1 protein-coding gene is annotated in these 1,796 nt (G+C 38.9%); it reads right to left on the bottom strand.

The genetic code is table 11. From position 1 onward, the window contains the following. On the bottom strand, positions 1 to 1,796 hold a 1,796-nt coding region (locus tag AC1Q59_RS24700; protein ID WP_492368519.1), incomplete at both ends, for a ribonucleoside-diphosphate reductase subunit alpha.

The following is a 1,796-nucleotide window of genomic DNA, read 5'->3' as shown; positions in this document are numbered from 1 at the left end:
GTTGAACCGCCAATTTTTGCTGTAGATGAATTTGGGGCAATAGCCATCATCCATCCATTTCGAACACCATATTGGGATATGTCTTGCATCAGTTGATTCCATCTTTCCGTCTTATAGCCTTTGCGTTCGAAATACTCACCCGTTTGCCATTCTGAACCTTCAAACTTACTGTAGGTTCCCTTTTCTTTTGCCAATTCCATAGAAGAACGAATCGTGTAGTAAGCTATATCTTCATAAAGCCGATCAGCATATAAAACAGCTTCATCAGATTCCCAGAATACTCCCTCCAGTGCGAGAAGGTGATGCCAGCCAAAAGTACCTAAGCCCACTGCTCGGTATTTCTTATTCGTCACTTCAGCTTGTCCTACCGATATTGAATTAAGGTCGATGACATTATCTAACATTCTCATTTGAATCGGAATCAATTTGTCAAGAACGTCATCCTTTACCGTTTTCGGCAGGTTGATGGATGATAAATTACAGACAACAAAATCGCCAGGTTTTCGGACAATGACAATATTCCCATCTTCATCCTGATATTCTTTAACAATGGCCGTTGCTGACATATTCTGAGTAATCTCCGTACATAAATTGCTGCAATAAATCGACGTATGTCCTTTTCCCCGAATATGTTTGTTAGGATTTTGACGATTGACCTCATCCCTATAAAACATGAAGGGGGTTCCAGTTTCTAATTGAGAGATCATGATTCTTGCCATAATATCCATCGCTCGATACGTCTTTCGAGGAAGAAACGGATGCTTAACGGCCTCTTCGTATTTTTCCGTAAAAAGTCTTTCATCAACCTCATCATAAAAATCCTCTAAGCCAAGGGGGCTGCCATTTTCATCTTTCCATCCCATCATTTGTTTGACCTGATGAGGGCAGAAGGTGTGCCATTGGCCAATGCTTCTTCCATGTTCATCTGTTTCTTGCAGCTTTTTCATAAATAAATCTGGGATAGAAACACCTGTAAAAATATCATGCGCTTTTCTTCTTTCATCCCCGTTATTTGTTTTTAAATCTAGAAAGCCATTCATAATATCCTTATGAAACACATCTAAATAAACAGCAACAGCACCTTGCCTTTGACCAAGCTGGTCTACACTTACAGCAGTATCATTAATTAATCGGATCCATGGGACGACACCTGAGGAATTTCCTTTAAACTTCTTAATATCTGATCCCAAAGCACGTACTTTGCCGAGATAAATGCCCAGTCCTCCACCATCCTTGCTCAACCTTGCGATATCCCAATTATTCAAATAGATTCCATCTAGAGAGTCTTCTACCGTATCAATAAAGCAAGAAGAAAGCTGGCCAAAGCTTTTTCCAGCATTTGATAAGGTAGGTGTCGCAACGGTCATATATAAATGACTTAATGCCCAATAGGCATCCTTTACATATGTTAAGCGTTTATCCCTTTGTTCTTTTCTCATCAACGTCATCGCTATGATCATAAATCGCTCTTGAGGAAGCTCGTAAACCTTTCCGTCGTAGTCCTTTGCCAGGTAACGGTCGGCTAATAAAAATAATCCTATGTAATTGAACAAATGATCTCTATCTTGATTGATTTCTGTGCCTAATAGTTCAATTTCTTCCTTTGAATAATCCTGTAATAAATCTTCATCGTAAATCCCAATTCTGGTTAATTCGGTGATAAGCGAATAAAAATTCCCATACTTTTCTTCACTATGGTAACCCCTAGTTGTTGATGCTTTATAATATAGTTCATTTAAATATAAATTTGCTGCTAGGAAGGTCCAGTTCGGTTCCTCCATTGAAATTTGATTTAG

The organism is Cytobacillus sp. MT66, from assembly GCF_058792595.1.
The sequence above is the reverse complement of the archived record's forward strand: the minus strand, read 5'-3'. Positions and strand labels throughout refer to the sequence as shown.